This is a genomic window from Mycolicibacillus koreensis (genome assembly GCF_002104795.1).
Lineage (GTDB): Bacteria > Actinomycetota > Actinomycetes > Mycobacteriales > Mycobacteriaceae > Mycobacterium > Mycobacterium koreense.
Window position 1 is genome coordinate 36,180 of sequence record NZ_NCXO01000017.1, and the last position, 24,517, is coordinate 60,696.

The 24,517-nt window shown below is 66.8% G+C and carries 24 protein-coding genes; 15 read left to right on the forward strand and 9 right to left on the reverse strand.

The features are described from left to right. Window positions 1-3 precede the first annotated feature (3 nt). The 4 genes from B8W67_RS09535 to B8W67_RS09550 are packed head-to-tail and all read left to right on the forward strand — an operon-like array spanning window position 4 to window position 4,479. Window positions 4-1,569 (forward strand): flavin-containing monooxygenase, encoded by a 1,566-nt coding sequence (locus B8W67_RS09535; RefSeq protein WP_372507458.1) that lies wholly within the window; start codon window positions 4-6, stop codon window positions 1,567-1,569. Beyond that, window positions 1,566-2,519, forward strand: coding sequence for an SDR family NAD(P)-dependent oxidoreductase (locus B8W67_RS09540; RefSeq protein ID WP_085303685.1), 954 nt, complete (start codon window positions 1,566-1,568; stop codon window positions 2,517-2,519). Before B8W67_RS09535 ends, B8W67_RS09540 begins: the two co-directional genes overlap by 4 nt. A 53-nt stretch (window positions 2,520-2,572) precedes the next feature. Beyond that, window positions 2,573-3,439: an alpha/beta fold hydrolase gene (locus tag B8W67_RS09545; RefSeq protein WP_163797180.1), complete on the forward strand. Its 867-nt coding sequence runs from the start codon at window positions 2,573-2,575 to the stop codon at window positions 3,437-3,439. Next, window positions 3,436-4,479 carry a ferredoxin--NADP reductase gene (locus B8W67_RS09550; RefSeq protein WP_085303689.1) on the forward strand — a complete coding sequence of 348 codons (1,044 nt, stop codon included), beginning with the start codon at window positions 3,436-3,438 and terminating at the stop codon, window positions 4,477-4,479. The genes B8W67_RS09545 and B8W67_RS09550 overlap by 4 nt, the downstream gene beginning before the upstream one ends. Window positions 4,480-4,605: 126 nt before the next feature. Here B8W67_RS09550 and B8W67_RS09555 read toward each other — a convergent pair whose 3' ends face one another. The 6 genes from B8W67_RS09555 to B8W67_RS09580 form a co-directional block, all read right to left on the reverse strand. Next, window positions 4,606-5,592 (reverse strand): alpha/beta hydrolase, encoded by a 987-nt coding sequence (locus B8W67_RS09555; RefSeq protein WP_085303691.1) that lies wholly within the window; start codon window positions 5,590-5,592, stop codon window positions 4,606-4,608. A gap of 107 nt (window positions 5,593-5,699) precedes the next feature. After that, window positions 5,700-7,241: a flavin-containing monooxygenase gene (locus tag B8W67_RS09560; RefSeq protein WP_085303693.1), complete on the reverse strand. Its 1,542-nt coding sequence runs from the start codon at window positions 7,239-7,241 to the stop codon at window positions 5,700-5,702. Further along, window positions 7,238-8,113: an SDR family NAD(P)-dependent oxidoreductase gene (locus tag B8W67_RS09565; protein WP_234806716.1), complete on the reverse strand. Its 876-nt coding sequence runs from the start codon at window positions 8,111-8,113 to the stop codon at window positions 7,238-7,240. Before B8W67_RS09565 ends, B8W67_RS09560 begins: the two co-directional genes overlap by 4 nt. Further along, window positions 8,110-9,672, reverse strand: a complete 1,563-nt coding sequence (locus B8W67_RS09570) for a flavin-containing monooxygenase (RefSeq protein ID WP_165757316.1) — start codon at window positions 9,670-9,672, stop codon at window positions 8,110-8,112. Before B8W67_RS09570 ends, B8W67_RS09565 begins: the two co-directional genes overlap by 4 nt. Beyond that, on the reverse strand, window positions 9,669-10,250 hold the full coding sequence (locus B8W67_RS09575) for an SRPBCC family protein (RefSeq protein ID WP_084228654.1): 582 nt from the start codon (window positions 10,248-10,250) through the stop codon (window positions 9,669-9,671). The genes B8W67_RS09570 and B8W67_RS09575 overlap by 4 nt, the downstream gene beginning before the upstream one ends. Then, on the reverse strand, window positions 10,240-11,808 hold the full coding sequence (locus tag B8W67_RS09580) for a flavin-containing monooxygenase (RefSeq protein ID WP_372507457.1): 1,569 nt from the start codon (window positions 11,806-11,808) through the stop codon (window positions 10,240-10,242). The genes B8W67_RS09575 and B8W67_RS09580 overlap by 11 nt, the downstream gene beginning before the upstream one ends. 211 nt (window positions 11,809-12,019) lie before the next feature. On the opposite strand from B8W67_RS09580, the gene B8W67_RS09585 reads away from it, so the two are divergent. Both B8W67_RS09585 and B8W67_RS09590 read left to right on the forward strand, forming a co-directional pair. Beyond that, the gene (locus B8W67_RS09585) at window positions 12,020-12,880 is read left to right on the forward strand and encodes a metal-dependent hydrolase (protein WP_085303698.1); all 861 of its coding nucleotides are present in this window, start codon (window positions 12,020-12,022) and stop codon (window positions 12,878-12,880) included. Window positions 12,881-12,924: 44 nt separating this feature from the next. Next, the gene (locus tag B8W67_RS09590) at window positions 12,925-13,815 is read left to right on the forward strand and encodes a metal-dependent hydrolase (protein WP_069391904.1); all 891 of its coding nucleotides are present in this window, start codon (window positions 12,925-12,927) and stop codon (window positions 13,813-13,815) included. Between the two features lie 44 nt (window positions 13,816-13,859). Here the strand turns inward: B8W67_RS09590 and B8W67_RS09595 are convergent, their stop codons facing one another. Further along, on the reverse strand, window positions 13,860-14,645 hold the full coding sequence (locus tag B8W67_RS09595; RefSeq protein WP_069391831.1) for a DUF3109 family protein: 786 nt from the start codon (window positions 14,643-14,645) through the stop codon (window positions 13,860-13,862). A 74-nt stretch (window positions 14,646-14,719) separates the two neighbouring features. Between B8W67_RS09595 and B8W67_RS09600 the strand changes: the two genes are divergently transcribed. The 9 genes from B8W67_RS09600 to B8W67_RS09640 all read left to right on the forward strand — a co-directional run bounded on the left by B8W67_RS09600 (window position 14,720) and on the right by B8W67_RS09640 (window position 22,892). Further along, window positions 14,720-15,739, forward strand: a complete 1,020-nt coding sequence (locus B8W67_RS09600; protein WP_069391830.1) for a Ppx/GppA family phosphatase — start codon at window positions 14,720-14,722, stop codon at window positions 15,737-15,739. Continuing rightward, window positions 15,736-16,986 carry an Rv0497 family membrane protein gene (locus tag B8W67_RS09605; RefSeq protein WP_085303700.1) on the forward strand — a complete coding sequence of 417 codons (1,251 nt, stop codon included), beginning with the start codon at window positions 15,736-15,738 and terminating at the stop codon, window positions 16,984-16,986. The genes B8W67_RS09600 and B8W67_RS09605 overlap by 4 nt, the downstream gene beginning before the upstream one ends. 19 nt (window positions 16,987-17,005) lie before the next feature. Continuing rightward, window positions 17,006-17,848: a sugar phosphate isomerase/epimerase family protein gene (locus tag B8W67_RS09610; protein ID WP_069391828.1), complete on the forward strand. Its 843-nt coding sequence runs from the start codon at window positions 17,006-17,008 to the stop codon at window positions 17,846-17,848. Window positions 17,849-17,876: 28 nt separating this feature from the next. Beyond that, complete coding sequence (locus tag B8W67_RS09615; RefSeq protein WP_085303702.1) at window positions 17,877-18,722, forward strand: thioesterase family protein; 846 nt, start codon at window positions 17,877-17,879, stop codon at window positions 18,720-18,722. Between the two features lie 273 nt (window positions 18,723-18,995). Then, on the forward strand, window positions 18,996-19,853 hold the full coding sequence (gene proC / locus B8W67_RS09620; RefSeq protein ID WP_174254742.1) for a pyrroline-5-carboxylate reductase: 858 nt from the start codon (window positions 18,996-18,998) through the stop codon (window positions 19,851-19,853). Between the two features lie 141 nt (window positions 19,854-19,994). Next, window positions 19,995-20,258, forward strand: coding sequence for a helix-turn-helix domain-containing protein (locus B8W67_RS09625; RefSeq protein WP_069391825.1), 264 nt, complete (start codon window positions 19,995-19,997; stop codon window positions 20,256-20,258). Window positions 20,259-20,453: 195 nt separating this feature from the next. Continuing rightward, the gene (locus B8W67_RS09630; protein WP_081597721.1) at window positions 20,454-20,555 is read left to right on the forward strand and encodes a 30S ribosomal protein bS22; all 102 of its coding nucleotides are present in this window, start codon (window positions 20,454-20,456) and stop codon (window positions 20,553-20,555) included. A gap of 114 nt (window positions 20,556-20,669) precedes the next feature. Then, window positions 20,670-21,752 carry an SDR family oxidoreductase gene (locus tag B8W67_RS09635; protein WP_069391824.1) on the forward strand — a complete coding sequence of 361 codons (1,083 nt, stop codon included), beginning with the start codon at window positions 20,670-20,672 and terminating at the stop codon, window positions 21,750-21,752. A gap of 84 nt (window positions 21,753-21,836) precedes the next feature. Beyond that, window positions 21,837-22,892 (forward strand): lysophospholipid acyltransferase family protein, encoded by a 1,056-nt coding sequence (locus B8W67_RS09640; protein ID WP_069391823.1) that lies wholly within the window; start codon window positions 21,837-21,839, stop codon window positions 22,890-22,892. A gap of 30 nt (window positions 22,893-22,922) precedes the next feature. On the opposite strand, the gene B8W67_RS09645 is transcribed toward B8W67_RS09640, so the two are convergent. Continuing rightward, window positions 22,923-23,438, reverse strand: coding sequence for an FAS1-like dehydratase domain-containing protein (locus B8W67_RS09645; protein ID WP_109470081.1), 516 nt, complete (start codon window positions 23,436-23,438; stop codon window positions 22,923-22,925). A 105-nt stretch (window positions 23,439-23,543) separates the two neighbouring features. Continuing rightward, window positions 23,544-24,425, reverse strand: coding sequence for an HAD family hydrolase (locus B8W67_RS09650; RefSeq protein WP_085303706.1), 882 nt, complete (start codon window positions 24,423-24,425; stop codon window positions 23,544-23,546). Window positions 24,426-24,517: the final 92 nt, after the last annotated feature.

Here is a 24,517-nt window from a genome sequence, read left to right on the forward strand (position 1 = left end):
ACCATTGAGACCAAAGCGCAGCCGACCGCCGAGCGGATCGACCCCGACTACGAGGTGGTGGTCGTCGGTGCCGGATTCGGCGGCATCGGCACCGGGATCGCGCTGCAGCGCCAGGGCATCCACGACTTCATCATCATCGACAAATGGGACAACGTCGGAGGCACCTGGCACGCCAACACCTACCCGGGTGTGGCGGTCGATATCCCGTCGTTCGTCTACAGCTTCTCCTACGAGCAGCGTGGCGACTGGTCGCGGTTGTTCGCCCCCGGTGAGGAGCTTCGCGACTACGCCGATGGCATGGTCACCAAGTACGGGTTGCGGGACAAACTGCGCTTGAACACCACGATCATCTCCGCCGTGTTCGACGAGACCAACAACATGTGGCGACTGACCACCGACGGTGGCCAGGAGATCACCGGGCGTTACGCGGTCATGGCGGTCGGCGGGCTGGAGAGCCCGAAGATGCCGGACATCCCCGGGGTCGACGACTTCGGCGGCACGCTCATGCACACCGCGTTGTGGGATCACGATATAGCGCTCGAGGGCAAGCGAGTCGCGATCATCGGTACCGGCGCCACGGCGCTGCAGGTGGTTCCGGCGATCGTCGAGGAGACCGGTCATTTGACGGTCTTCCAGCGGACACCGATCTGGGTGTTCCCCAAGGTCGACATGGAGATGAAGACCCTCGGTCGGTGGGTGATGGGGCGCCGTCGGTTGCGCTCGGCGATCCGTGCGATGGGCACGATCGGCACCGAGATCGGGATGAGCGGCCAGTTGGTCGGCCCGCGCTGGTTGACCGACATCAGCCGGCGGATGGCCGAGATCCCGGTACGCCGGTGGATGCGCAGCCAGGTCGATGACCCGGTCCTGCGCGAAAAGCTGATGCCCCGTTACGGGTTGGGCTGCAAGCGTCCGTCGATGTCCAACGACTACCTCAAGACATTCAACCGCGACGACGTCAGCCTCATCACCGATTCCATCGAGTGCATCACCAAGAACGGGATACGCACCGTCGACGGGGTCGAACACGAGGTGGACGTGCTGATCTGTGCCACCGGCTTCCGGCTCTGGGACAACCGCGCGGTTCCACCGTTCCCGGTGATCGGGCGCGATCAGGTCGACCTCGGGAGGTTCTGGGATGAACGTCGCTACCAGGCCTACCAGGGTGTTTCGGTCCCCGGCTTCCCCAATATGTTCACCATCACCGGGCCGTACGGATTCGTCCTCGGCTCCTACCTGTGGATGATCGAGGCCACCTCGGCCCACCTCAGTCGGGCGATCGCGGAGAGCAAAAGCCGGGGCACTGAGGTGGTTGAGATCCGCCAGGAAGCCCACGACGAGTACTTCCGCAAATGCTTGAAACGTCAAGAACGAAATTTCTTGTTCACCCCCACCTGCGAGGGATCGAACACTTACTACATCGATGACAAGGGTGACTCGCCGTTCCGGCCCTCCACCCACGGTGAGATGTACTGGCAGAACCGTCATTACAACCTGGATGTCTACCGCTACAGCGCGGGATCCAAGACATCACAGCCGGACGTGGAGAAGGCTAAGGAGAACGCGTGAAAATCAACTCTTTGCAACCCCGACTCGTTGTCGTCACCGGTGCCGGAAGCGGCATCGGCCGGGCGACCGCCATCAAGTTCGCCAAGCGCGGCGCGCACGTGGTGGTCTCCGACATCGACCTCGATGCCGCGGAGGCGACCACCGCCATGATCCGCGGCCAGGGTAGAACGGCTTCGGCGGCGCGCCTGGATGTCACCGACCCACAGGCGTGGGACGCGTTCGCCCGCGATGTGCTGGCCGACCACGGTTACGCCGACGTGCTGGTCAACAACGCCGGCATGTTGGTGGGCGGGCCGTTCCTGGAGCTCACGCCCGCCGACTGGGAGCGCCAACTCAGCGTCAACCTGTTGGGGGTCGTGCACGGCTGTCGTGCCTTCGGTGCTCAGATGGTTGAGCGGGGCAGCGGTCACATCGTCAACATCGCATCAGCAGCGTCGTTCACCCCGACCCCGGTCATGGCGCCCTATTCGGTCTCCAAGGCCGGGGTGAAGATGCTGACTGAGTGCCTACGCCTGGAATTGGGATCGAAGGGCGTCGGCGTCAGCGCGATCTGTCCCGGGGTAATCAACACCAATATCGGCGACAACGCGATCACCGTCGGGGTGGACCAGGAACTGATGGACCGCGGCTTGCAGATCAGTCAGCGGATGCAGGAGATCGCCGAGAAGCTGCCGTGGGCCCCGATGAACCCCAATCTGGTGGCCCGAGCGGTAATACGAGCGGTCCGGTTCGACCTGGCGGTGGTTCCGGTACGCACTGAAGCCTGGCTCGGCTACTTCATGCTGCGGATCGCCCCGGGAGTCAACCGCCGGATGGCGCAACCGTTCTCGGTGGAGCGAATGCAGACGATCGGTGCCAAACTGTTGAATCGTTTCGGTGACTCCCGGCTGCTCGCTGGAACCGCCGCCCCCGCCGCGTCAGAGGCGCCTACTGCAGAGGTCGGTCGGTAACTGTGGCGGGCCGACGGATGCCGACGGTGCCGTACCGTGAGTTTCGATTGCCGATGGCCGACGGAGTCAATCTGCAGGTTGCTGAGTGGGGTGCGCCGACAGCCGAGTTGACGGTTGTTCTGGCCCACGGCTGGACCCTCTCCAACCGCATCTGGGAGGACGTCGCGCAGTCGGTGGTCGCTGCTGATCCCGCGGTGCGGGTGATCGCCTACGACCATCGAGGGCATGGCCTTTCAGATCGGGTACCGGGCGCCTCGATCGAAGAACTCGCTGACGACCTCGCCGCGGTGATCACCGCGTTGGTCCCGACCGGGCCGGTGGTCCTCGGCGGGCATTCACTGGGCGGGTTCACCCTGACAGCCCTGGCGGAACGGCATCCCGATCTGGTGGTCGAGCGTGTTGAGGGTGCGATGTTGGTGGCCACCAGCGCGGGTGAGTTGATGGGCGCGGTCCGTAGGGTTCCCGGGACCGAGGCGACCATGAAATTAGCGCTCCGCCTGGGTACGCGGGTCAAGATGCCCAGCCGGCCGTTGTTTCTGGTTCGCCAGGGAGCGCGCGGAGCCTTCGGCAAACACCCGCGGCGGCGCGACCTCAACCGGGTGGCGCGACAGGGCGCGCAAGCAGATCCTCGGGCTGTCGCGGCGATCGGCCGATCCATCCTGGAGCATCACCGGTACCGGACGCTGGAAACGTTCCGGGATCTCGAAGTCACAGTGCTGGCCGGAACGCGGGATTTCCTGACCTCGCCGACCCACGCGCAGCGGATCGGCGAGCGCCTACCCGGCAGCACCGTGGTGGTGTTCCGCGGTGCCGGACATTTCCTGCCCTACGAGCGCCGGGAGTCGGTCACCGCCCATTTTCTGGGCATGATCGGGCGAATCCGGCAGCGGGCGCTCTCGGCAGCGGAGGCCACCGGATGACCGATCGGACCCACGAATTGCGGGTCTTCGAAGTGATCAAGGAGACCGCTGACGCCGTCACGTTGGTCTTCGACGTTCCTGCTGAGGTGGCGTCTCGGTTCGACTACAAACCGGGACAGTTCCTGACGGTGTGCATCCCCAGTGAACGGACCGGTTCGGTGGCGCGCTGCTATTCGCTTTCCAGCAGCCCGCACCAGGACAGCCGGCCGGCGGTCACCGTCAAGCGGGTGACCGACGGGTTCGCCTCGAACTGGATTTGCGACAACATCGCCGTCGACTCGACGGTGACCGTGCTCGAGCCGTCCGGTGCGTTCACCCCGCGATCCTTCGATGACGACGTGATGTTGTGCGCGGCAGGCAGCGGGATCACGCCGATCCTGTCGATCGCCAAATCGTTGCTGCACACCGGAACCGGAAAGGTGACGTTGCTCTACGCCAACCGGGACCGCGACGCGGTGATCTTCGCCCGCCAGATCGATGATCTGGCCGAACAGTTTCCGCAACGGTTCGCGGTCACCCACTGGTTGGAGTCGGAGCGGGGATTGCCGCAGTCGGCAGCGGTGGCTGACCTGATCGAACCGCATGTCGGCGGCGATGTATTCCTGTGCGGGCCGGCCGGATTTGCCGACCAGGTCAGAGCCGCGTTGACGCGGCTGCAGGTTCCCGCCGAACGGTTGCACACCGAAAACTACAAATCGTTGGAGACCAATCCGTTCCTGACGGCCACCGCCCAGGCGCCCGAGCCGGCGCCGGTCGACGACGGCGGCGCACGGGTGCGTGTCGAACTGGACGGCGAGAGCCACATCTTCGACTGGCCGAAGGACACCCCTCTATTGGATGTCTTGTTGGCAGCAGGACTGGACCCGCCGCACGTCTGCCGCGAATCAGCGTGCGGCACCTGTGTGTGCTCGGTCAGAAGCGGACGCACCAGGATGCGGATGAACGAGTCGCTAATCGAGGAGGAGCTCTCCCGGGGGCTCACGTTGGCCTGCCAGACCTTGCCGGAGTCCGCCGAGATCGACATCGCCTTCGATCAGTAGTGGGCAGCGAAGTCCATCAGACGTCGCGTGCTCCTGAGTCCTGGAATCAGAGCCCGTGTTGACACGGGCGTTTACGAATACCGGTGGGCGCGATGGCCGGATCTCAATGGTGGCGGCCGGGGGAGCCTAACGCCACTCGGTGGGCGTCCGGCGCAGAAACGATCCGATCTCCGCGATCGCCTCTCGGGCCGCGGTCAGCACTATGGCGCCGGCCTGAAATACGTGAAACTGGCCGCTCCACGTCTGCAACTCGCACGGCACGCCGGCATCGGCGATCGCATCGGCAAGCTCCTCTGCGCCGGCGCGTAAGACTTCACGGGTGCCGACCTGCACCAGAGTGGGGGGCAACGTCGACAGATCATCAGCAGCGAGACGCCGATGCGGCAGCACAGCGGACGGAACGGCCGGTTTGGCGGCGAGCTTGCGGCTGAGCACAGCCACCACCGGCGCGGTGAGAAGCGGGTCGTCAGCAGGCGCCAGCGCCAAGTCGGGGTCAACGCCCGTCATCGGCGACATCAGCACCAACCCTCCGGCCCGGCCAAGACCCTGCCGCACCACCGCCAACGCGGTGGCAACCGCTAGATAGCCTCCCGCCGAGTCGCCGACGATTCCAATATCCTCGGACGAATACCCTCTGGCGAGCAGCGCGCGAAACCCCGCTACGGCGTCCTCGAGAGCTTCACCGAGTCCATGCTGAGGCATCTGCCGGTAGCCGACGGCGAGCGCCGGACAGCCGGCGGCGCGCGCGATGTCAGCGGTGAGCCGGCGATGGGTGTTCAAGCCACACACGATGAACCCGCCGCCGTGTAGGTACAGAATCGCCCGGCCGGCGGTGGCGTGGGCCGGAATGAGAAGCTCAGCCCGACAGTCCGGCAGCGATACCGGATGGCGGCGGACACCGTAGGGCCGCGGAATCAGCCACGCGGCCCAATCTGCCATCGCGAACGGCCAGCGCGCCTCCGGGAAGCGCACGAACAACGCGATCACCGGCCGGACGAAGACGCGCAACACGATCGCCACGACCTTCGACAAGGCACCCGGGCCCGGAAACTCGCGACGTATCGCCGGCTGGGGGAATGAGTTGTCCGCCGCAGCCTCGGAGGCGGTGGTCATCTAGATCCCCTTCCGTCGAAATAGGTAAGGCAAGTGATAACCGTTGTCGTCGACTCGGTCAGGCACCTGCGAGAGCGAGGAACTCATCAGCAGGCCGAACTCCCGCGTCATGTCCGGTAGCAATAGTCGTTGAGGTCGAAGTTCTTGGACGCGTGGGTCGACTGGTAGGCGGTGGTCGGCCGCAAAAAAGAGAAATCACCGTTCCGGTCGATGTAATAGCTGTTGGAATCGATGCAGGCACGTCCGTGCATCAAAGTATCGGACCCGCGCGCGTCGACGAACCGGTGGAACCGATCGTTTGCCTCGACGGAAATCTCCGCGGCGGTGGAACCGCGCCGCAAGGTCTCTTCGATCACCCGCACGGCATGCCGGGATGCGTTCTCGACCATGACGTGCCAGGAGCTTCCGGACCACGCATACGGACCGAAGACCATGAACGTATTCGGCAACCCGGGCATCGTTACACCTTCGTAGGCCGCGGCCCGATGGTTCTCGTAGAAATCGGCCAGGTCGAACCCGTTCCGGCCTTTGACGGGCCGATGGCGGTAAACCACCGGACTGTTGGACATCTCGAACCCGGTCGCTAGGACCAACACGTCGGCCGGCCGCTCCACCCCGTCCCGGGTGCGGATGCCGGTGGGGGTGATGCGCTCGATCGGGTCTGTGACCAGAGTGACGTGGCTCTGAGTGAACGTCTTGTAGTACACATTGGATACGCTGGGGCGTTTGCAGCCGAAGCCGTAAGTCGGCGTCAGTTGTCGACGTAACTCCCTATCGCGCACCTGGGTGAACAGGAACGCCCGGCAGGCCCAGGCCGGGATCTTTGCCAGCGGCGCGATCCGCTTGCCGTGCACGGTGATGGCGACCAGTCCGACCTCGGTGACGGCTGCCGCCACGGCCCGGATCAGGCTCTGCAGGAATGGAATCCTGCGGAATGCGGTCTGCACCAGGCGCGGAATCTCGAAGTCGGGTTTGGCGAACACCCAGATCGCGCGACGCTGGTAGACGTCGAGGGTGGCCACGGTCTTGGCCAACTGGGGGACCACCTGGATGGCGGTCGCGCCGGTTCCGATCACCGCGACTCGCTTTCCGGCGATCTGTACGTTGTCGTTCCAGGACTGGGTCTGGATCACCGAACCTTCGAACGCTTCCAGGCCCGCGATATCGGGGACGCGCGGTTCGACGAAGGCGCCGGTCGCGGTGATCACGAAGCGGGCTGTCAGCGTGGACTCATCGTTGAGGGTCAGTACCCACAGATGGTTATCCTCATCCCAATCCCGGCGCATCACTTCGGTGTTCAGTCGGATGCGGGAACGCAAGCGGTATTTATCGGCCAGCATGTTGATGTAGCCGCGGACCTCGGCGCCTTTGGGGAACGTGCGCGACCACCCGGGGTACTTCTCGAAGGAGAACTGGTAGACGATGCCTGGAATATCCACGGCGACATCGGGGTATCGGTTCGAATGCCAGGTTCCGCCGATGTCGTCGGCGCGTTCGAAAATAATGTAGTCGGAGTACCCGGCCCGTTGTAGGTGGATGGCCGCGCCCAGCCCGCCGACGCCCGCCCCGATGACGGCTACCAACACATCGGGATCGCGTCGCTGCGTCGTTGCGTCGTCCTGATCCGCTTGCCGTTGAACTACGGTCATGGTCGGGGCTCCTCAGCTGGGTGTGCCGCGTTGGCGGTGATGCGGGCGTCGTACTCGGCGCGGGCAACGCGGTCGATCGGGCCCAGCGTGCGATCGGCATTGACCAGTCGGCGCCCCGCGAGCCAGAGCCACTCGGGCACCAGATTGGCGAAGGTCAACAGCGGGACGAGGCCGTGCGGGGCTCCGGCCAGCGCGGGCCGACGCCGCACGGTCGATTCGATGCGGCGGGCAACGATACTCGGCGGCAGCACGCCGATCCGGACAACCCCGAGCGGGATCCCGTCCACCAGTTGGGTGTTGATCGCCGACGGCAGTACCGCCGACACCGACACGCCGTGCGGGCGCAGCTCTTCGCGCAGACTTCGGCTGAACGCGGTCGCGGCGTGTTTGGCGGCGGTGTAACCGGCCAACCCGGCCGAATGGATCTTCCCGGCTGCCGAGGTGACGTTGACGATGTGCCCGCGCCCCCGTGCGATCATCCGGGGTGCGATGATCCGTGCGGCGGTCATATGAGCGAAGACGTTGACCGCGAACGTCGCCCGGGTCACCTCCTCCGGCTCGGCCAAGAAGGCGCCGATCGGCATGATTCCGGCGTTGTTGATCAAGATCTCGACTGGGCCGATATCATCCTCGACTCGGTCCAGGAACGCCCGGAAGCTTTCCGTATCGCCGACGTCGACCTGGTAGCCACGAGCCGACTCGCCGAGGCTGGCGGCGGCGGTCTGCGCTGCGAGCTCGTCGAGATCGCCGATTGCCACTCGCGCGCCACGCGCAATGAATCTGGACGCGGTGGACAGGCCTATCCCGCGCGCACCTCCGGTGACGACGACGACCGCCCCAGCCATCGGGATCGCGGGGTAGGGCCGGCTCATCGGACCCCCTCCAGCCCGACGCCCGAAGGTGACTCGTCGACAGGCAAGGGAACCGTGCGCCAGGAATAATCGGAGAACGGGTAAGACGATGCCGCGCGGCGAGATTGCAGCGCAGTAGTGGGCCGGATGTAGGGCATGTCGCCCTGGGAGTTCACGTAGTAGGTCCGCAGGCCCTTGTTGCGCACCTGGAAGTAGTGCTGAATGTTGCGGCCCTGATGCTGGATCTTCGCGTGGTAGCGCTGTTGCGCTTCGGCGGTCACCTCCACCACGTCGCACCCGCGTAACGAGGCCTCGCAGATCGCCCGGACGGCGTGCCGTGCCGACGATTCGACCATGAAATGCCACCCGGTCCCGGTCCATGAGTACGGGCCGACCAGGATCCACCGGTTCGGCAACCCGTGCACCGCGACACTTTCGTAGGCCTGGAGTCGGTGGGTGTTGTAGAACTCGCCGAGGTCGAATCCGTCGACGCCGACGACGGTTCCGATCCGGTAGCTCTCCGGGTCGGAGAACAGTTCGTAGCCGACGGCGACCACCAGCGCGTCCAGTTCGCGTTCCCGGCCGTCGGCGGTGCGCACACCGTTGGCGGTGATCTCCTCGATCGCGCTGTCCACGAGTTCCACGTTGTCTCGGTTGAAGGCCTGAACGAAGGTGTTCGACAAAGTGGGGCGTTTGCCGAGCAGTCCGTAACGGGGGGTCAGCGCACGCCGAGCATCCCGGTCGCGCACCACCGTGCGCAAATAGCCGCGGTAGACCGCTCTGGCTCCGGAGTCCATCAGCGCTGTTGCCCGGTTGGCGATCGCCGGCGGGGTGTAGACCAGCAGCCGGGTCAGCGCTTCGACCAGGCCCAGTGCTATCCCCGATAACAGCGACTGAGTCGCGCCCCGGCCCAGCACCGTCCGAAGCACCGGCCCGATCGCAAAATCCGGTTTGGGCCAACACCACACCGGTGTGCGTTGGAATACCGCCAGAGACCCCACTTCGGGGGCGATGGCCGGGGTGATCTGCACGGAGCTGGCTCCGGTTCCGATGATTCCGACGCGCTTGCCGGTCAGGTCGTAGTCGTGGTCCCATTCGGTGGGCCGCAGGATCTTTCCGGCGAAGGTGTCGAATCCGGGGATTCCAGGGTCGTCTTTGGGGTTGATGAATGCCCCGACGGCGCTGAGGATGTAGCGCGCGGTCATCTCCTCGCCGGCCGCGGTGTGCAGCCGCCAGTAGCCGGTGGCATCGTCCCACTCCTCTTTGACAATTTCGACACCGAACCGCAGATGCGGGTACAGTCCGTGCTCTTCAGCGACCCGACAGTGGTAGGCCTTCACTTCCTCCCCCTTGGGGAAGATGCGGGACCAGTTGGAGTTCCGGGCGAACGAATACTGGTAGGTGAAATGGGGGACGTCGACCCCGATGCCGGGATAGTCGTTGTCGCGCCAGCTGCCTCCGGGCTCGTCTGCACGTTCCACGATGACGAAATCATCGATTCCGGCCTGTTTCAGGCGTACGGCTGCGCCGATCCCGGCGGGTCCCGCGCCGATGACGGCGACGGTGTGTTGTGGAATCACGTCGGTCCTTTTCGCGTCTCGATTGTTCTGGAGGGCACGGTGATGTCGAGATGGGCGGGGGGAAGCTCGCGTTCCAGACCGCCCAAGCCGAAGTAGAACACCGGTTGCAGCACCGCAGCGACCGGGCGCCGCCCCCATCGGATGCCGGGAATTCGGCGCAGATACCTTGGCGCGCAGGCCAGCGTCCAGTCGATCGTTGCGTGGGTTGTGCCCTCCGGTTCCACCCGGTAGTGCTCACACCACGAGCCGAACACCGGCAACGTGGCGTCCGTCGCCGTATAGCACATCGTCATCTGACCCGGATCGAACTCCAGCAGCCGTTCGCGTTGCGCGAAGATCAGCCATTTGAAGATATGCATCTGAAAATCACGTACTACGCCCGGTGCCGGCTCGGTCGCCGAGGGGTACCGGCAGCCCCACACTGTAGGCAGCCACGACCACATTCGGCTGCTTGCGACAACCTCCCAAACGTGCTCGGCTGGTGCGGCGAATCTCCGCCGAACATGGGTGATGAACGGTGCAGTGTGGAGGAACTCGTCGGAGTTCTCCGGAGTTAGCGCGATCGCGTCAAACCGCATGTGAAACCTCACGCACCGTAGTCGGCAGTCGCTGGAAGGTGTAGTCCGATTCTGGGAACCGGGTACTGCGCCGACGTGACTGCAACACCGTCCACGGCCGGACGTACGGTGTGTGTCCTTGGGAATTGATGAAATAGCTGTTGGAGCCCGCACAGTTGACCGTGAAGTAGCGATTGAGGTTGGCGCCACTTCTCCGCAGGCCGGTCTGGAACCGATTCAAGGCGTCCCACGTCACCTCGACGCGGCTGGCTTGGCGCTCGCGTGCGATCGTGATCACTGCTGCGATGTGACGCATGGCGTTCTCCAGGATGTAGTGGAAGCCGGTACCAGTCCACGAGTAGGGTCCGACCATCATGAATCGGTTCGGTAACTCCGGCACCGTGACGCTTTGGTACGCCTGTAGGCCTTCGCTGTGATAGAACTCGGCGAGGTCAAATCCATTGCTGCCCAACACCGTCCCAGGTCGGTAGGTCTCGGGGTCGGAAAACATTTCATAGCCGGTGGCGAGGATCAGAACATCGATCGGTCGGTGTATGCCGTTCACGTCGACGATGCCGTCGGACGTGATGTGGTCGATGCCGTCGCTGATGAGTTCGACGTTGCTCCGGTTGAATGTCGGCAGGTAGTCGCCGCCGAGAGTGCCTCTGGTGCATCCGGCGCCGAACCGGGGGCGCAACTGCCGTCGTACGGAGCGGTCTTTTACTTTGTAACGCAGCCATCCCCGGTAGAGGAGCAGCGCGACCCGGTCGAAGGCAGAGGCCGCCGCGGTGAACACCGGACGCGGTGTGTAAATGAGGACACGTAAGCCGATCTCGATGAACGCCAACACGACCGTGTGCAGCGTGGTGGCGAACCAACGTTTGGCCAGCAGGCGCCGCAGAAATGGGGGGTAGCCGAAGTCGGGTTTGGGAAAATACCACTGCGGGGTGCGCTGGTAGACGTCGAGGTGAGCGACCTGGCTGGCGATCGACGGCGCGATCTGCACGGTCGAACTGCCGACACCGACGATGCCGACCCGCTTGTTCGTCAAGTCGATCTCGTGTTGCCACCGGGATGGGATCAGCACCGGTCCGGTGAAGCTCGCCAGACCCGGAATGTCCGGTTCAGTCTTCGGGTTAATGTAGGCGCCGATCGCGGTGATGAGAAACCGCGCAGTGATCACTTGACCGCCGGCCAGGTAGATCGTCCACCAGTGGTTAGCGTCGTCGAACGCCTCGCGCTCGACGCAGGCATGGAACCGGGCGTGATCATAAAGTGCGTGCTCGTCGACGAGATCGAGCACATATTGCTGAATCTCGGCACCGCTGGCGAAGAAGCGGCGCCAGTGGCTGGCGGGTGCGAAGCCGAACTGGTAAGCGACCGAGGGGATGTCGGCCCCGACGCCCGGGTAGGTGTTGCGAAGCCAGGTCCCACCGAAGTCCTCGTCACGGTCGAGGATGAGGAAGTCCTCGACACCGATCTCGCGAAGTTTGATCGCGGCGCAAATACCCCCGAACCCGGCGCCGATGATGACCACCTCGTGATCGGGAGAGCGCCCCTCGGGGGACGGCCTGCCCACACCTTGTGGCAGGGCAGCGGAAGCCGTAGACATGTCAAAATAATCGGACTGATATGTCAATCTGTCAAGCGATCGGTGTTCGGCGTCGTGGATTCTCCGCTCGCCGCTCTGCGGCGCATGCAGGAGCCTTGCGCGGGCAGGGGTGGCGACGTAATGTGACAAAACACACAGTACTGAAGGTATTAGATACTAAAAGTCACTGGAGGTTGCCGTGGTCAACGACAGCGCTACGGCGCGATACCCGAAGACCCGCCGGGTGAGGTTCCCGTTCGGAACAGGCGGTCAGTACGGCAAGTACTTCGTCAACGACGACAGCGTGTTCAGCCACTTCGTGGCCAGCCTCTCCGGGGCGTTCCCGCCGGGGGAGGAGGCGTTCATCCGGTCGGTGCGCCACTATGCCGACCGCATCACCGACCCGGAGTTGAAGAAGCGGGTTGCCGGGTTTATCGGGCAGGAGTCGGTGCATGGTCAACAGCACCGCGCTCTCAACGACAAGCTCATCGCGATGGGCTACCGGATCGGTTGGTGGGATTCGAAGACGCTGGAGCGGCGACGTCGGCGCCTGGAGCGATGGATCGGTCCGCGCGCGCACTTGGCTATGACCGCCGCCGCCGAGCACTACACGGCAGTGTTGGCCCAGCGGGTGCTCGATACCCCCGAAGTGCAGGCCATCCCGGGCGACGCCGAGGTGTGGAACCTCCTCAATTGGCATGCGCTGGAGGAACTGGAGCACAAGTCGGTGGCCTTCGATGTCTACCGTGCCATGGGTGGCAGTGAACCGCTGCGCATCGGGGTGATGGCAACGATGATCGCGTTGGCCCTTCCCCTGGCGTTGACCACGCTGACCCTGTCGCTGATCGACGATCCGGTGACCAGGCGCCAGCCGCTGCGGCTGGTTTCGGAGGCACGTCGGCTGTTCGGCGGCCCGTTGTTCGACGGGTTGCTCACCGATCTCGCCGCTTACCTGCGCCCTGGCTTCCATCCCGACGACATCGATACCGTCGCGGTGCTCCGGCAGTGGCAAGAGGAGCTATTCGGGCCTGCTGGCACTCTCGTCGACCACCTGAAATAAGCATCGAAGCAGCGTCGGCACCGGCGTGTGAGGAGAAGATGACGATGAGTGTTCAACCGATCACCAAGGCCGATGGCGACGCCCGGTCGGGGGGCTACCCGAAAGTTCGACGCGTTCGCTTCCGTTACGGTCAGCCGACGCCGATGAAGCGCCACTACGTCGAGGGCGACATCGTGATGAGTCACCTGACGAGCCTGTTGTCGGCGGTGTTCCCACCGGGCGAGGAGTCGTTCATCCGGTCGGTGCGCCGGTTTGCCAACCGGATCGCTGACCCGGAATTGAAGAAGCGGGTGGCCGGGTTCATCGGTCAGGAGTCCGTCCACGGTCAGGAGCATCGCCGCCTCAACGACACGTTGGCCGCGATGGGTTACCCGATGGTGCGAGCGTTCACCTTCGACCACGACAGCCGGCGGCAGCGTGTGCTGGTGCGCTTCGAGGACCGGGTTCCCGCCTACATCCATCTGGCGTTCACCGCGGCCGCCGAGCACTACACCGCCACCCTGGCCGCCCGGGTCCTCGGCGACGAGATGCAGGCCATCCCCGGTGATCCGGAGGTCTGGAACCTGCTGAACTGGCATGCGATCGAGGAACTGGAACACAAGTCGGTCGCCTTCGACGTCTACCGCGCCGTCGACGGGCCCGAATGGATCCGCATCGCGGTTATGGCCGTTATGTACACCTCCACCATCCCCGTGGTTTCTGCTGGCGTGATGGCCTCGATGGCCACCGATCCCACCGCGTGGCGCCCGTTCAAGGCCCTGCGGCAGACCTGGGGTGTCTTCCGAGGCCCGCTGGTCAAGGGGCTGTTGGGGGAGCTGCGCCCCTACATGCGCCCCGGGTTCCACCCCGATGACATCGACACCACCGCCCTGCTGGACCGGTGGCGCCAGGAGCTCTTCGGGGACGACGGCGCCCTGGTCGGCTACCTGAAATAGGCCCCGCCCGAACTAGACCCGCCCGAAATAGGCCCCCGGGACGGCTACTGCGCGGCGCGGGTTGCCGGGTGCACCGCCAGCAGGCCCTGCTCGGCGCGCTGCGCGCAGATCGCGGCCAGCTCGGCGTAGGCCTTCTCGCCGAGCAGTTCGGTGAGTTCGGCGGCCAGTGACCGATACACCGGGCGCGATCCGATGTGGGCGGCCGGGTCGCTGGTGCAATACCAGTGCAGATCCGCGCCGCCGGAGCCCCAACCGCGGCGGTCGTACTCGGTGATCGTGGTCTTGAGGATCTGGGTGTCGTCGGGCCGGGTCACCCAGTCCTGGGTGCGCCGGATCGGCAGCTGCCAGCACACGTCGGGCTTCATCGTCAGCGGCTCGACGCCCAGCTTCATCGCCTTGATGTGCAACGCGCAGCCGGCGCCGCCGGAGAATCCGGGCCGATTCAAGAAAATGCAGGCGCCTTTGTGCCTACGGGTGCGCCAGGCCGGCTCGTCGTCGTACTCGTCGAGCTCGAGGTAGCCCTTTTTGCCCAGCCCCTTCTCGCGGAACTGCCAGTCGGCGTCGGTGAGGGTGGCGACCGCGTCGTCGAGGCGGGCGCGGTCGTCGTCGTCGGAGAGGAACGCCCCATGCGAACAACAGCCGTCGTCGGGGCGGTCGGCCACGGTGCCGCGGCACGACGGGGTGCCGAACACACACGTCCAGTTCGACAGCAGCCATGTCAGATCGGCGGCGATGAGGTGTTCCGGATCGTCGGGGTCGTAGAACTCCACCCATTCGCGGGTGAAGTCCAGCCCGACTTCGGGCGGATGATCGGAGGACTCGGGTGCCACGAAACTCCACCGTAGACCAAATCGCCGGACCGGGAGTTTCACCTGATCTCGCCGACCCACTAGGTTGGTATTCCGTGCGATTGGGCGTGCTCGACGTGGGCAGCAATACTGTTCACCTGTTGGTGGTCGACGCCCGCCGCGGCGGACATCCCACCCCGATGAGCTCGACTAAGGCCACCCTGCGCCTCGCCGAGGCCCTCGACAACTCCGGCAAGATCACCAAACGTGGCGCGGACAAGCTGATCTCCACCGTCGACGAGTTCGCCAAGATCGCCGCGAGTTCCGGGTGTGCGGAGTTGATGGCGTTCGCCACCTCCGCGGTGCGCGACGCGCAGAACTCCGACGATGTACTGGCACGGGTGCGTGACCAGACCGGAGTGGAGTTGCAGGTGCTCAGCGGCGTCAACGAGTCGCGGTTGACGTTTCTCGCGGTGCGCCGCTGGTATGGCTGGAGCGCCGGACGGATCGTCAACATCGACATCGGCGGCGGCTCGCTGGAGCTGTGCAGCGGCGTCGACGAGGCTCCTGACGTGGCGTTGTCGCTGCAGCTCGGCGCCGGTCGGCTGACCCGCGAGTGGCTGCCCGACGATCCCCCAGGGCGGCGTCGGGTGGCGATGCTGCGGGACTGGTTGCAAAGCGAACTGGCCGAAGCCAGCGCCGAAGTACTCGCCGCGGGCCCGCCGGATCTCACCGTCGCGAGCTCCAAAACGTTCCGCTCATTGGCCCGATTAACCGGAGCGGCCCCCTCCGGGGCGGGTCCGCGGGTAAAACGGACGTTGACGGCCAGTGGTCTCAGACAACTCATATCGTTCATCTCTAGGATGACCACCGCGGACCGTGCGGAACTGGAAGGGGTGAGCGCCGACCGGGCGCCACAGATCGTGGCGGGCGCCCTGGTGGCCGAGGCAAGCATGCGAGCGTTGTCAATCGAGACCGTCGACATCTGTCCGTGGGCGTTGCGTGAAGGTCTGATCTTGCGCAAACTCGACAGCGAGGCGGACGGAACCGCCCTGGTAGAGATTCCGATGGGAGATTCCGGGGGAGAGTCGACCAACCGCGCCAAAAGCGGCCGGTCGAAAGGCGGCGCACGATGAGTGACACACCCGAGGACCAGCCGACGCGGCCGATCTCGGTGGCCGAGCTGTTGGCCCGGCACGGCAACATCGGGTCCCCGCCGGTCACCGGCCGCAAGCGGCGCCGCCGCGGCAACGCCGACGCGGTGTCGGTCGCCGAGCTGACCGGGGAGATCCCGGTGATCCGCGACACCGACGAAGCGCCCGCAGAGCCTGGAGACACCGCTGAGGCCCCCGAGAAGGAGTCTCGGCACGCGTCGGACGCCGAGTCCCGCGAAACCGAAACCCCGGACCGTGACGAGGCCGACCGTGACCAGGCCGACCATGACCAGGTCGACCGCGACGACGCGGCCGCCGCGGCCCGCCCCGCGGCGACTGATCGGCGCGATGACCCGGTGCGGTTCTCCGAGCCGCAGCCGCGCTGGCCGCAGTCCGCGCCCCACACCCCGGCGAAGACCGGCCCGCAGCGCAGCCCGCACCCGTTGCCGGACCGCAAAGCCGATCAGCGCTTCGACGACGAAGAGGACGACGCGGTCGCGGACTCCGATGCCGAGCAGATGAGTCCCGACCCGGTCGACGTGTTCCCGGCGGTCTCGATGGCCGACCTGGGTCTCGGCGCCGACACCGACGAGGACCTGTCGGTCGATGACGAGCACACCGACACCGAGGAGGCAGAGGCGCCCGCCCGGCCGGCCAAACGCGGCCTGCTCGGAGGGCTTCGCAGCCGGTTCGCTCGCGGTGCCGGGCGCGACGCGGATTCCGACAACGCGACGCTCCGCGAGGACCCTGCGCCGACCGTCGACGACTCGGACGAGGACCCGGACACGCGCCACGCGGCGATCGCGGTGGACACCGACGAGGACCGCGACTTCGAGGACCTCAAGGACGCCGAGGACGCCGAGGACGCCGAGGACGCCGAGGACAGCGGGGACGCCGCCGACGCCGAGGACAGCGGGGACGTCGAGGACGGCCTCTGGGAGGACGAGCACCAGCCCGAGTCGCTGGTCACGCGGACCGTCCGCGGTATCTGGGTGGTGGTGCAGTCCCTGCTGGCGGTCGCCTTCGGGGCCGGGTTGTTCATCGCGTTCGATCAGCTCTGGCGGTGGAACAGTGTGGTGGCGTTGGTGTTGACCGCGCTGGTCACTCTCGGGCTGGTCGGCGCAGTCCAAGCGGTGCGCAAGACCGCCGACATCACCAGCACGCTGATCGCGGTGGCGGTCGGGCTGTTGGTGACGTTGGGCCCGCTCGTCTTGTGGCTGTCGGGCTAGTCGGCCCGCCGAGGCGACCGTGCGTCCTGCCATCAAAGTTGGCCTCTCGACGGCCTCGGTCTACCCGCTGAAGACCGAGGCCGCCTTCGAGTATGCGGCCCGGCTCGGCTACGACGGTGTCGAGTTGATGGTCTGGGCCGAGTCGGTCAGCCAGGACATCGCCGCGGTGGCCAAGCTCTCCCGTCGTTACCGGGTGCCGGTGCTGTCGGTGCACGCGCCGTGCCTGCTGATCTCCCAACGGGTCTGGGGCGCCAACCCGGTGCGCAAACTGGAGCGCAGCGTGCGCGCCGCCGAACAACTCGGCGCCCAAACCGTCGTGGTGCATCCCCCGTTCCGCTGGCAGCGGCGCTACGCGGACGGATTCAGCGACCAGGTGGCCGAGCTGGAGGAGCGCAGCGAGGTGATGGTCGCCGTGGAGAACATGTTCCCGTTCCGCGCCGACCGGCTGTTCGGGGCCGAGCAGTCCCTGGAACGGATGCGACGGCGCGGCGGCGGGCCGGGCGCGGCGATCTCGGCGTTCGCGCCGTCCTACAACCCGTTGGACGGCGACCACACCCACTACACACTCGACCTGTCGCACACCGCGACCGCCGGCACCGATGCGGTGGCGATGGCCGAGGCGATGGGATCGGGACTGGTGCACCTGCACCTGTGCGACGGCAACGGCCTGCCCGCTGATGAGCACCTGGTCCCCGGGCGCGGCACCCAGCCGACCGTGGAGGTTTGCCAGATGTTGGCGGCCAGCGACTTCACCGGCCATGTGGTGCTGGAGGTCACCACCTCCCAGGCCCGCACCAGCCAGGAGCGAGAGGCACTGCTGGTGGAATCGTTGGAGTTCGCCCGCACCCACCTGATGCGCTGATCGGCGCGGCCCGCCCGGAAAGGACACGATGGACCCCTCGGCACTGTTCAGCGACGCGATGCGGCTGATCCCGCTGAGCGAGGGCCCCGACCCGGCGGAGGCGTGGTTCGGCGGGGAACTCAACGAGCATTGGACGATCGGCCCGAAGGTGCACGGCGGCGCGATGCTGGCGTTGTGCGCCAACGCCGCGCGCACCGCCCTGGAGGCGTCCCCCGAGGGCCCCATTCAGCCGGTGGCGGTCTCCGGCAGCTTCCTGCGGGCCCCGGACCCCGGCGCGCTGCAGCTGCGCACCCTGGTGCGCAAACGCGGCCGACGGGTCAGCGTCGTCGACGTCGAACTCGGCCAGGACGGGCGCACCGCGGTGCATGCGGTGGTCACCCTCGGTGAACCCGAACACGACGCCCCGCCGCTGCTATCGGTCAACCCGATCCCGGCGTTGATGACACCGGAGCCGCCGCCGGGGCTGGCCCCGATCGGCCCCGGGCACCCGATGGCCGACATCGTCCACCTGGCCCACGGCTGCGACATCCGCCCGGCGCTGACCACCCTGGCGCCGCGGTCCGACGGTGGGCCGCCGGTGATCGAGATGTGGATGCGGCCCAAGGGGGCCGCCCCCGACGTGCTGTTCGCGCTGCTGTGCGGCGACGCCTCGGCTCCGGTGACGATGGCCCTGCAGCGGCCCGGCTGGGCGCCGACGGTGCAGCTCACCGCCTATCTGCGGGGCATGCCCGCCGACGGCTGGCTGCGGGTCATCTGCACCACCACCGAGGTGGGTGCGGACTGGTTCGACGAGGACCACCTGGTGGTCGACTGCCGTGGCCGCATCGTCGCCCAGACCCGCCAGCTGGCGATGGTGCCCGCCCCGCCCGTCTAGGCGCGGTCGCCCGTGCGCCCGTGCGGCTGCGAGCCAGCTAGCTTGCGGGCCAGCACGCCCGCGATCCCGTGCGCCCGCGAACGTGAAGCCAGGTTCACGCTCGGTGTCGAACGTGAACCTGGCTTCACGCTCGGCGGGGGGCCGCTGGGCGGGGTACCGCGGGGCGCGAATGGCGCCGCTCGGCGAGCACGGCCCGGCGGGGGCGCCGCTGGGCGCGAGTACGGGCGGTGTCCTGCCGCGCCCGCGGCGGGGATGTCTGCCATGCTTGCGGCCATGGCCAGAATTGCGATCATCGGCGTCGGGAACATGGGTGAAGCGCTGCTGTCGGGGCTGCTACGCAGCGGGCGGCAGGTCAAAGACCTGGTGGTCGTGGAGACCAGGCCCGAACGCGCGCAGTACCTCACCGAGACCTACGCGGTGCTGGTCGCCCCGCTCGCCGACGCGGTGGAGACCGCCGACTTCATCCTGGTCGCGGTCAAACCCCAGCACGTCGACGCGGTGATCGCCCAGGCGGCCGCCGCGATCACCGCCTCCGACCACAGCGGCGAACAGGTGATCGTCACCGTCGCCGCCGGCATCCCCAGCGCCCAACTGGAGACCAAGCTGCCCGCCGGCACCCCGGTGGTGCGGGTCATGCCCAACACTCCCGCACAGGTCGGCGCCGGGGTCAGCGTGCTCTGCGCGGGGCGGTTCGCCACCGCCGAGCAACTCGACGAGGTCGCCGCGCTGTTCAAGGCGGTGGGCCGGGTGCTGGTGGTGCCGGAGAACCAGATGGATGCGGTGACCGCGGTCTCCGGGTCGGGGCCCGCCTACTTTTTCTTGATGATCGAGGCGCTTGTCGACGCCGCGGTCGCCGCCGGTCTGACCCGGGCGGTGGCCACCGATCTGGCCGTGCAGACCATGGCCGGGGCCGCCGAGATGTTGCTCGACCGGTTGGAGAACCCCGACTCCGCCGCGGCGGCCGGCCTGGACACCAGCGCGGTGCAGCTGCGCGCCATGGTCACCTCGCCCGGCGGCACCACCGCGGTTGCGCTGCGCGAACTCGAGCGGGCGGGGCTGCGCAGTGCCGTCGACGCCGCCGTTCAGGCCGCAAAAACCCACTCTGAGCAGGTAAGAGTTACAAGCGAGTAATTCATAAGTTTTACTCTCAAATACCCCACACCCGTCGCAGTAACCCCATTGGTACCGCTATTCTCCTGGGGAGTATGTGTACGTGAGGCCCGCGGAGGGGAAGCCGTCGGGACTGCGTACGCCTGATTGGATTGGGTTGCGATGACGTCAATGAACGGGCCGTCGGCGCGGGATTCGGCTAGTGGCAAACCGGCACGGGATTCCGCAGCGCCGGAGGGCCAGCAGGGTCGGACACAGTTTCTGACGGTGGCCGAAGTGGCCGCACTAATGCGAGTTTCGAAGATGACCGTGTACCGCCTGGTGCACAACGGTGAGCTGCCCGCGGTGCGGGTCGGCCGGTCGTTCCGGGTGCACGCCAAGGCCGTGCACGATCTGTTGGAGAGCTCCTTCTTCGACGCCGGATAGCACAACCGGGTCGCGGGGCGTCACGCCACGCAGCTGGATCCCGGGGGCGGTTCGCCACACGGCGCCCCCGGGCGCTTTGGTGTGCGCGGGGCAGGCAGCGCGGTGTGCGGTTTTTCCTTCCGTGCATCCGCTTGGGTAAAGTGACCGGGTCCAAACTTCAAGCCGGTCACGGGCAGGATGTAGGTAGCAGGTCTTATGGGTTCAGTAGTCAAGAAGCGACGCAAGCGCATGTCGAAGAAGAAGCACCGCAAGCTGCTTCGTCGCACCCGGGTCCAGCGCAGAAAACTCGGCAAGTAGTCCGGCGACAGCCCCGCGGGTCCGCCGCGCGGGGCCCCCGGGGCATAACCGCCCCTCGGGCATAACCGTGCGGCAGGCATAACCGTGCGGCGGGCGCCCCATTAGGCTGACCGCGTGAGTTCGCCCGGGCCCCCGACCGACACCAGCGACACCCCGCACTACCCGAAGGTGGTGCTGGTCACCGGTGCCTGCCGGTTCCTGGGCGGGTATTTGACCGCCCGGCTGGCGCAGAACCCGCTGATCAACCGGATCATCGCGGTCGACGCGGTCGCCCCCAGCAAGGATCTGCTGCGACGGATGGGCCGTGCGGAGTTCGTGCGCGCCGACATCCGCAACCCGTTCATCGCCAAAGTCATCCGCAACGGCGAGGTCGACACCGTCGTGCACGCCGCCGCCGCGTCGTATGCGCCGCGGGCCGGTGCGGGCGCGGCGCTCAAAGAACTCAACGTGATGGGCGCGATGCAGCTGTTCGCCGCCTGCCAGAAGGCGCCCACGGTGCGGCGGGTGGTGCTGAAATCCACCTCGGAGATCTACGGCGCCAGCTCCCACGACCCGGTGATGTTCACCGAGGACAGCACCAGTCACCGTCCGCTGGGGGAGGGCTTCGGCCGCGACAGCCTCGACATCGAGCGCTATGCGCGCGGCCTGGGCCGGCGCCGTCCCGATATCGCGGTCACCATCTTGCGGCTGGCCAACATGATCGGCCCGGCCATGGACACCACCCTGTCGCGGTTTCTGGCCGGCCCCGTGGTGCCCACGGTGTTCGGTCGCGACGCCCGGCTGCAACTGCTGCACGAGCAGGACGCGCTCGGCGCCCTGGAGCACGCCACCATGGCCGGCAAAGCCGGCACGTTCAACATCGGGGCCGCCGGGATCATCATGATGACCCAGGCGATCCAACGGGCCGGTCGCGTCCCGCTTCCCGTACCGGAGATGGGGCTGCGAGTGATAGATTCGCTGCGACGAGCCAATCGCTACAGCGAGATCAGTCGCGAACAATTCGACTACCTGAGCTACGGCCGAGTGATGGACATCACCCGCATGCGGACCGAACTCGGCTTCGAGCCCAAGTGGACCACCGTCGAGGCGTTCGATGACTACGTCAACGGTCGCGGATTGGCCTCGATCATCGATCCGGAGTGGGTACGCTCAATGGAGAATCGCATCGTCGCGGTGGCGCAACGGTGGGGTCGTTGAACGGGGGCGTGGTCATCGCCATCGGTGAGAGCGGTTCGCACGGGCAACAACGGGCCAGACAGGCTGAACTGGGGAGGTATCCGCGTGGCGGGTGAACGGAAGGCGAAAGTCATTCCGCTGCGCGCAGATTCGGGCCGGTCGGCTGCGCAGCGCCGAGCCGCCCAGCGTGCCGACGCGGCCCGCCAGCACCCGTCGCTGCTGTCGCGAGCCGGGCAGTGGCCGCCACCGGACCAACTCGCCGAGGTGGTCGGGGAGATCGACCGGCACCGTGACGCCGAGGACGACGTGGCCGCCCCCACCGAGTTGGCGCAGCGGATCTCCACGGTCGCGGATTTTCTGCGGCGCCGGATGACCGGGGACTACCGGGTCGACGAGTTCGGCTTCGACCCGCACTTCAACGAGAACGTCATCCTGCCGCTGCTGCGGCCGTGGTTCCGGTCCTGGTTCCGCGTGGAGGTCTCCGGCGTGGAGAACCTGCCCGACAGCGGCGCCGCCCTGGTGGTCGCCAACCACGCCGGCGTGCTGCCGGTCGACGGGCTGATGGCGTCGGTCGCCGTCCACGACGAGCACCCGGCCCGGCGCAACCTGCGACTGCTCGCCGCCGACCTGGTGTTCGACCTGCCGGTGATCAGCCAGAGCGCCCGGATGGCCGGGCACACCATGGCGTGCACCGCCGACGCGCAGCGACTGCTGGAGGCCGGCGAACTGACCGCGGTGTTCCCGGAGGGCTACAAGGGGCTGGGCAAACGCTTCCAGGACCGCTACAAGCTGCAGCGGTTCGGCCGCGGCGGATTCGTCTCGGCGGCGCTGCGCACCAAGGCACCGATCGTGCCGTGTTCGATCGTCGGGTCCGAGGAGATCTACCCGATGGTCGCCGATTTGAAGCTGGTGGCCCGGCTGTTGGGGCTGCCGTATTTCCCGATCACCCCGCTGTTCCCGCTGGCCGGGGCCGCCGGGCTGCTGCCGCTACCGTCGAAGTGGCACATCACGTTCGGTGAGCCGATCCCGACCGCCGACTACGACGAGGGCGCGGCCGACGACCCGATGGTCACCTTCGAGCTGACCGACCACGTCCGCGAGACCATCCAGCAGACGCTGTACCGGCTGCTGGCCGGCCGGCGCAACGTGTTCTTCGGCTGAGGACCGATCGGCGAACCGACCCGGCGCGGACTATTTCTTGGCGCGCATCGCCGCGATCGCGGCGACGGTGGCCTCCGCGTCGGCGTCCTGACGTGACGATTCACCGATCATGGTGACCACGCTGGTGATGACCGGGTTGCCGTCGGCGTCACTGACCTCGCTGCGGATCTCGGTGATCACCGTGCCGTGCGATTCGAGCACCGAGTCCAGGTAGGTGTCGAAGTACAACCGGTCCCCGTCGACCAGCGGCCGGTGGAAGGTGAACTTCTGGTCGCGGTGGAACACCCGGGCGATGTTGATCGGGATGTCGAACTTGGTGAAGATCTCCAACTGCACTCGCCGACCGGCGACCGCCAGGAACGTCAGCGGGGCCACCACGGTGTCGTGGCCCGTCGCCTCGGCGTCCGCCTCGTTGAAGTGGCTCGGGTGGGTGTCTTTGACCGCCTCCGCGAACTCGCGGATCTTCTCCCGGCCCACCTCGAAGTAGTCGGGGTAGCGGTAGTGGGTGCCGATGATCCCATCGGCGGTTTCCAGCTGCGTTGCCATAGTCGGTGCCGTCATCTCTCGGGGTCTGTGCTGGTAGTCAGCGGGCGCAGCTTATCAACCCCGCCGCGCACCCACCCAGTTGCGACCGATCGTGTGCGGGCCGGCTCAGTGCCGTCGGGACGCGGCGGCGGCCAGCGCTCCGCCGGCCGCGCCCAGCGCCAACGCCGAGGGCACCCCGATGCGCGCCGCCTTGCGGGCGGTGCGGAAGTCGCGGATCTCCCAGCCGTGCTTTCGGGCCAGGTCGCGCAACCGCGCATCGGGGTTGATCGCCACCGCGGTACCCACCAGCGACAGCATCGGCAGGTCGTTGTGGCTGTCGGAGTAGGCGGTGCAGCGTTTGAGGTTCAGGCCCTCGCGGATGGCCAGCGAGCGCACCGCGTGCGCCTTGCCGGCGCCGTGCAGGATCTCACCGACCAGCCGGCCGGTGAACACCCCGTCGACCGATTCGGCGACGGTGCCCAGCGCGCCGGTCAGCCCCAGCCGACGGGCGATGGTGGCCGCCAACTCGTAGGGGGTCGCGGTCACCAGCCACACCTGCTGACCGGCGTCGAGATGCATCTGGGCGAGGTCGCGGGTACCGGGCCAGATCTTGTCGGCGATCTGCTCGTCGTAGATCTCCTCGCCGAGTTCGGCGAGCTCGGCGGTGGTGCGGCCCTCGATGAACGCCAGCGCTTTGCGCCGGCCGGCGGCCACGTCGCCGCTGTTCTCCCAGCCGGTGAGCTGGAACTTGGCGTGGGCATACAGGAAACGCACCACGTCGCGGTAGGTGAAGAATTTCCGGGCCGCCAACCCGCGCCCGAAATGCACCATCGACGAGCCCTGCACCAGGGTGTTGTCGACGTCGAAGAAGGCGGCCGCGGTCAAATCAACCGGCGGCACGCCGCCGACGCCCTGTTCGTCGGGCTCCTCGGGGCCGGTGGTCAGGTCGACCAGCGCGCGTTCGGCGCTGGCGTTCCCGGCAGCGCTGTCGTGCTCGGGAGCGGCCATCACCAGCCTCCTTTCCTCGGTTGACGACGGTGCGCGCTCAACTTTATCCGGCGCGCGGTGTTGGCGGTGGGGACGAGACCGGTGCCACACTG